Below are 6131 nucleotides of genomic sequence, written 5' to 3'. Positions count from 1 at the left end.
TGACGAATTTTAATTCAAAATATACAACGGGTTAAATATTATAAAATTTCATTAACTTTAATCACATTAAAATTCAATAAAAATGCCTTGGAATCCCGAAATTTATAATCAATTTAAAAATATTCGTTATCAACCTTTTTATGATTTAGCGGATTTGATTTCTGCTGGTAATTTGAAAAATTGCGTCGATGTTGGTTGTGGAACTGGTGAACAAACAGTTATTCTTGCCAATAAATTTGAACATGCTAACTTTTTAGGAATTGATTCTTCGAAAGAAATGCTCGAAAAATCAAAAGAATTTGATTTAGCCAATCTTACATTTCAGCAAAAAACGATTGAAGAATTTGCAAATTCTGATTCAAATTGGGATTTAATTTTAGTAATGCAGCTTTGCAATGGTCAGATAATCATGAAGAATTATTTCCTAAGTTAATCTCTAAACTGAATGATAATGGACAATTTGCGGTGCAGATGCCTTGTCAAAAAGATAATGTATTGAATGTTATTTTGAGTCATTTGGCACAAGAAAAACCTTTTACAGATTATTTGAATAGTTTTCATCGAGATTCTCCTCTGTTGGCGATAGATGATTATGCGAAAATCATGTTTGATAATGGATTGAAAGATTTGAACATTAACATGAAAGTTTATCCAATTTACGGAAATGACGAAACAGAATTTTATAATTTTATATCTGGTTCTGCCTTGATTCCTTATATAGAGCGCTTAACTACTGAACAGCAAGAATTATTTACTACAGAATTCAAAACGAGAATTAAGAAATATTACAAAACTTTTCCTGCAATTTATTCCTTTAAGAGAATATTGTTGTATGGGAGAAAGAGTTAAATAAAAAAGAGAATCAATTATGATTCTCTTTTTTATTTATTAAAATTTAATCTAAATCGTCTAACACTGATTTTAAGATATTACAACCTTTTATAATATCTTCATCCGAAATATTAATTGGTGGTGTAATTCGTAAATTCTCGATACTATACATCAAAAAGAAAAGAATCAAACCTCTGTTCATACATTCTTGTTGAACGCGCAACGTATATTCTGGCGATGATAACTCAGGTGCTAACATCAAACCTTTTCCGTGAATTTTTTTAATTTTTGGATGCTGAAGATTTTCTCTGAATAATTGTTCTTTACGATCAATATCATCCATTAATTTTTCATCATCTATAACATTTAGTAGTTCCAAAGCCGCTGCTGCAATCACAGGATTTCCTCCGAAAGTCGTGATATGTCCCAATTGAGGATTTTGTTTCAACGAACTCATAATTTTATCAGAAGTCATAAACGCACCAACAGGCAAACCGCTCGCCATACCTTTTCCCATTGCCACAATATCTGGCACAACTTCAAAATGTTCGAAACCAAACAATTTTCCAGTACGTCCAAAACCTGGTTGAATTTCGTCCATAATCAATAATGCATCAACTTCATCGCAACGTTTTTTCAGCTTGATAAAGAAATCATTTTCTGGCAATCTAAAACCAGAAGCACCACGAATACTTTCTACAATAACACCAGCTGTTTCTTTGGTAATTTTTTGTAAATCTTCTTCGTTATTAAAGTCAATAAAATAAACTTCTGGTAACAATGGTCGGAAAGCAGCTTTCTTACGTTCATCACCCGAAACACTCAATGATCCATGTGTATTCCCGTGATAGGCATTACGAAAAGAAATCAATTGACGACGACCTGTAAAACGTTTCGCTAATTTAAGCGAAGCTTCAATCGCTTCTGTTCCAGAATTCACCAAATAAACTTGATCCAATCCTTCTGGTGTTAAATCAACCAATCGCTTACATAATTCAACTGGTTTTTCTTGCGCATATTCACCATAAACAGCGACATGCATATATTTGTTTACCTGATCTATAATCGCTTGATTGATGCGCGGATGGCTATGTCCAAGTGTATTCACCGAAACGCCAGCCACAAAATCAAGATAGGCTCTTCCATCCTTTCCATAGATATAAGAGCCTTTTGCGTAATCGACTTCAAAACCAGATGCAAAATTTGTTGTTTGCGCCTGATATTTGAAAAATCCTTCCTTTAATGTTCCCATTTTATTTTAATAAAAAAAGTACAGCTGCACCGCCCATTGCATATGCTGCAACAGTAAGAGCATCTGATTTACCTTTCGAAAATTTTCTTATTTTGAACGATGAAATATCATTTTTATGAAACTTCAATTCTTTTTCTGTTCCTTTTACAACAGCATATAAAGTATCAGCTTTCCATTGCTTCGCCTCTATTGTATATTCTTTTCCTTGCGCATCTACTTTATAAAATTGATCGGGTTTGATAACATCCGAAATTTTAATCGTAGAAGGATCTATCGCTACTTTCTCTTCTTTATTCTCTTGTTTTTTTGCTTTTAATGCAGCTAATTCTTCTTTACTTTCTGAAAGAGATAAACTAATTGCATTTTCATTCGGACTTTTACGTTCTCTTCTCAATTCAGCAATATCAGATCTGGAACGACTTCTTTCATTAGAATTAGTCGTTTGATTTTGATTATTACCTTTAGACATTTCCAATGCATACTCCTCAGGATCAAAAGCTTTATATGTATAACAACTTGATAATAACAGAATAGATAATATGATAGATGTAGTTTTCATTTATAGTTTTAGAAATTAAACGATTAATTTATGAAAAGATTATTTCGATTCGATAAAAATATCTCGCCAAGTGTTTAATCGTTCAGAAATTCGCCATTTAAAATCGGGCAAATAACGCATTTCTTCTGGAAATTTTGACAACGGATACATTTTTCCATCCGATTTTATACGACATGCAACCAATTCAACATCTTTTCCTACAACATCAACTTCTATAATTCCACAATACGAAATATTAACTCCGTAACGTTCTTTCACTTTCGTTTTTTGATCCGTATCATCCATGTACGTCAACGCGACAGCATTTTCTTCTACATTTATAAAATCAATTTTATCGTCCTGAAAAAGAACAGTCAAATATTTTCCTTTAATTTGATGATATTCATTTTCCACAAGCGAATCCACTTTAGCAATCACAAAAGCATTATTAAACACTTTCATCGAGTCTAATTTTTCTGTTTTCGCATTTGTATACGCTTCGATATAATCTCCTGTAACTTGGTTATCACCAGAAAATAAAATTGGATCTTTGTAAAATTGCATCAATCCTTTAGTTTGATTGTACACCAAAGAATCTGCTTTTCCGTTCGCATTCGATTTGTAAAAACGCGCTTTATGAAAAGCTTTCACCAATGAAGTCGAATCAACATCGTGACGTTTTACCGCCAACAACGTATCAGCACTTATGTAAAGCGAATCTTTATCAAACGCTTTCACAGCATACGCGTTCTTCGTTACAAAAGCCGAATCTAAGTATTTAAAAGCTTCTCCGTAATCACCTTTCAAAAATCTTTTTTCTAATGGATCATCCAAAAAAACATCGCCTTCACCTTTACCAAAACCTGTTTTATCGTTGAAATAAAGTTTTTTAGCCGTCGAANNTGTTTTGATAATAAACTTTTGAATTTCCTCTTAACCAAGCTTCACCTGTTTTTTTATTAAAATCTCCATCCGAAGTAATGATATATTGTGATGGATCATTTCGACGTGTAATTTTAGAATAATCGCGGAAAGTTGTAATTCCCGTAATATCATTCGTCGTCATTTTTCTCGAATAAATCGTATAATCTTTATTCGTAATAAAAACTTCTGAACCAAAATTTGCCGATTTAGACTTTACATTATACACAACATTTCGTCCTTCGACTAAAGTTCCATCAGAACCAATTGTTTTGTAAGTATCATTTACAATAATATTTCCTGTCAATCGTTCGTAAATCATTTTCTCAGAACTTATTTGTTGCGTAGGTATCTTCACTTCTACTTTCCCAATACCAGTCGCAATCTCGGTTGTACGATTATAATCCATATAATCTGCCGTAATACGAGAACTTGGATCAGTCAACACCACATCTTTGAAAGCTTTTGCAATTGTTGTGTTTCCGTCATACTCCATTTTATGCGCCGTAATTGTTTTGTCTTTGCTCACCAAACGTGCATTCGACCAAACAACAGCCAAGTTTTTATCACGATACAAAACCGCACTATCAGCTGTAATTACATCACCTTTATATTCAATAACAACATTACCTGTTAGAATTTGATTCCCTTCAAAACGATCTGTATAACGCTCAAGTAAATCAGCATTCTTCAACACAACTTTTTCTTTTTTAGGTTTCTGTTGCGCAAAAGCACTTATCGTTATAAAACATGAAAGTAAAAAAGCAACTTTCAAACCTGTTTTATTTTTATTTATATAATTAATTAACAATTACTTATTATTTTTATTTAATCTTTATTTCACTTCCGAAAAGTGTTAGCCAAAATTAGTATTATTTTTTTAGTCCTAAAAATTAATTATTACGTTAAAACGTGCTTGAATACTTAAAATTTTCATAATGTTTTAATCAATATGATTGATTTTTAAGTCTTAATTTGATTAAAAAAATAACGATTATTCATCAAATTCAGTTTTAAAATTCTTAACTTCATATTCAATTTTATAAATCTATTAAATGCCTCAATATCAAAATGTATTAGACAGTCCAAACACCAATACTATTTTTATGGTTTGGAATTTTAAGGAAAATACTGCTTACAAAGATGCTTTCAAAAAGCTTTGCGCTTTAATTATCAATCTCAATCATTCAGCCAATACACGTTTTCCGAAAACGCAATCGAGCGTTATTTTAGGAATTAGTTACGATGCTTGGATAAAATTAAATTTACCAAAACCTTTGCCGAAAGAATTAAAACCTTTTGTTGCCATTAAAGGAGAAAAGCATGAAGCCGTTTCTACAAAAGGCGATATTCATTTTCATATCCGCTCTACGCAACAAAGCTATTGCGTTGATATTGTTTCTAATTTGACTGATTTATTGAATGATGTTGCTACTTGTCAAGAAGAAATTCATGGTTTTAGATATTGGGATGGTCGTAGTATTTTAGGTTTTGCTGATGGAACTGAAAATCCACAAGGTAACGAAAGAATAAATTTTGGTTTGATTGGCAATGAAGATTCTGCTTATACAAATGGAAGTTATTTATTTGTGCAAAAATACATTCATGATATGCAAGCTTGGAAAGATTTACCAATTTCTGAACAAGAAAAAGTAATTGGAAGATCTAAAGTTGATGATATTGAAATGAATGACGATGAAAAACCCTCGAATTCACATTCTGCATTAGCAAATGTTGGAGATGACAAAAAAATTGTTCGCGATAATATGCCTTTTGGAAATATGTCGACAAATGAAATGGGAACCTATTTTATTGCTTATGCTAGAAAGTTTAGCATTGTAGAAGAAATGTTAGAACGCATGTTTGTTGGTGAACCTATCGGAAACTATGATCGAATATTAGATTTTAGTAAAGCTAAAACTGGAACTTTATTTTTTGTTCCTTCTTTTGATTTGTTAGATCAATTTTCTAATTAAAAATAACAAAAAAGACCTTTTACGAAATCGTAAAAGGTCTTTTGATTTTATAAAATCAAGGTTATTTATTCTTACGAGTTCCGTAAAAATATAATGAATGATTATCAATTTTGATATCAAAAATATCTTCTATCGTTTGTTTGATAGATTGGATTCTTGGATCACAAAACTCCAATACTTCTCCTGTATCAGACAAAATAATATGGTCATGATTTTTGTCGAAATATGATTTTTCGTAATGCGCTTGTTGATCTCCAAACTGATGTTTACGCACCAATTTTGCTTCCATCAAAAGCTCGATAGTATTGTATAAAGTAGCACGACTAACGCGGTATTTCTTATTTTTCATTTTGATATACAACATATCAATATCAAAATGATCATCTGTAAAATAAATTTCCTCTAAAATAGCATAACGTTCAGGTGTCTTACGATGTCCATTGTCTTCCAAGAAATTCGTAAACACTTGCTTTACTATTTCGTAATTACTTGATTTTACTGATTCGTCTGTCATATAAAAAATTTGTGTAAATATACAGAATATTTCCTTATCAATGTAACGAAACAGCTTTCAATTCGTACGTTTTTTCTATCTCTTGATAATAAATCTTTA

8 protein-coding genes are annotated in these 6131 nt (G+C 31.3%); 3 read left to right on the top strand and 5 right to left on the bottom strand.

Features of this window, described 5'->3' with window-relative positions; genetic code table 11:
* The first annotated feature begins 82 nt into the window (after positions 1-82).
* Entirely contained in the window at positions 83-433 is a 351-nt protein-coding gene (locus tag B4H69_RS16465; RefSeq protein ID WP_317169029.1) for a class I SAM-dependent methyltransferase, read from the top strand.
* Positions 364-849: a hypothetical protein gene (locus B4H69_RS16460; protein WP_317169028.1), complete on the top strand. Its 486-nt coding sequence runs from the start codon at positions 364-366 to the stop codon at positions 847-849. Before B4H69_RS16465 ends, B4H69_RS16460 begins: the two co-directional genes overlap by 70 nt.
* A gap of 46 nt (positions 850-895) precedes the next feature.
* Here B4H69_RS16460 and B4H69_RS13000 read toward each other — a convergent pair whose 3' ends face one another.
* From B4H69_RS13000 to B4H69_RS12985, 4 genes are read right to left on the bottom strand one after another with little or no spacing between them, the layout of a single operon-like run.
* The gene (locus B4H69_RS13000) at positions 896-2083 is read right to left on the bottom strand and encodes an aspartate aminotransferase family protein (RefSeq protein ID WP_180906731.1); all 1188 of its coding nucleotides are present in this window, start codon (positions 2081-2083) and stop codon (positions 896-898) included.
* A gap of 1 nt (position 2084) precedes the next feature.
* On the bottom strand, positions 2085-2642 hold the full coding sequence (locus B4H69_RS12995; RefSeq protein WP_291094357.1) for a hypothetical protein: 558 nt from the start codon (positions 2640-2642) through the stop codon (positions 2085-2087).
* A 39-nt stretch (positions 2643-2681) separates the two neighbouring features.
* Positions 2682-3455 carry an LptA/OstA family protein gene (locus B4H69_RS12990; RefSeq protein ID WP_291094355.1) on the bottom strand — a complete coding sequence of 258 codons (774 nt, stop codon included), beginning with the start codon at positions 3453-3455 and terminating at the stop codon, positions 2682-2684.
* Positions 3456-3510: 55 nt separating this feature from the next.
* Entirely contained in the window at positions 3511-4239 is a 729-nt protein-coding gene (locus tag B4H69_RS12985; RefSeq protein ID WP_422653371.1) for an OstA-like protein, read from the bottom strand.
* 358 nt (positions 4240-4597) lie between these two features.
* Here B4H69_RS12985 and B4H69_RS12980 point away from each other — a divergent pair, with 358 nt between their 5' ends.
* Complete coding sequence (locus B4H69_RS12980) at positions 4598-5518, top strand: Dyp-type peroxidase (RefSeq protein ID WP_291094350.1); 921 nt, start codon at positions 4598-4600, stop codon at positions 5516-5518.
* A 61-nt stretch (positions 5519-5579) separates the two neighbouring features.
* On the opposite strand, the gene B4H69_RS12975 is transcribed toward B4H69_RS12980, so the two are convergent.
* Positions 5580-6032, bottom strand: a complete 453-nt coding sequence (locus B4H69_RS12975) for a Fur family transcriptional regulator (protein ID WP_038331681.1) — start codon at positions 6030-6032, stop codon at positions 5580-5582.
* Between the last annotated feature and the right edge of the window lie 99 nt (positions 6033-6131).

Origin of the sequence: Empedobacter sp. UBA6745, assembly GCF_002453775.1 — a bacterium.
In the GTDB taxonomy this organism is placed as follows: Bacteria; Bacteroidota; Bacteroidia; order Flavobacteriales; family Weeksellaceae; genus Empedobacter; species Empedobacter falsenii_C.
This window is presented reverse-complemented; position numbering and strand designations above follow the sequence as displayed.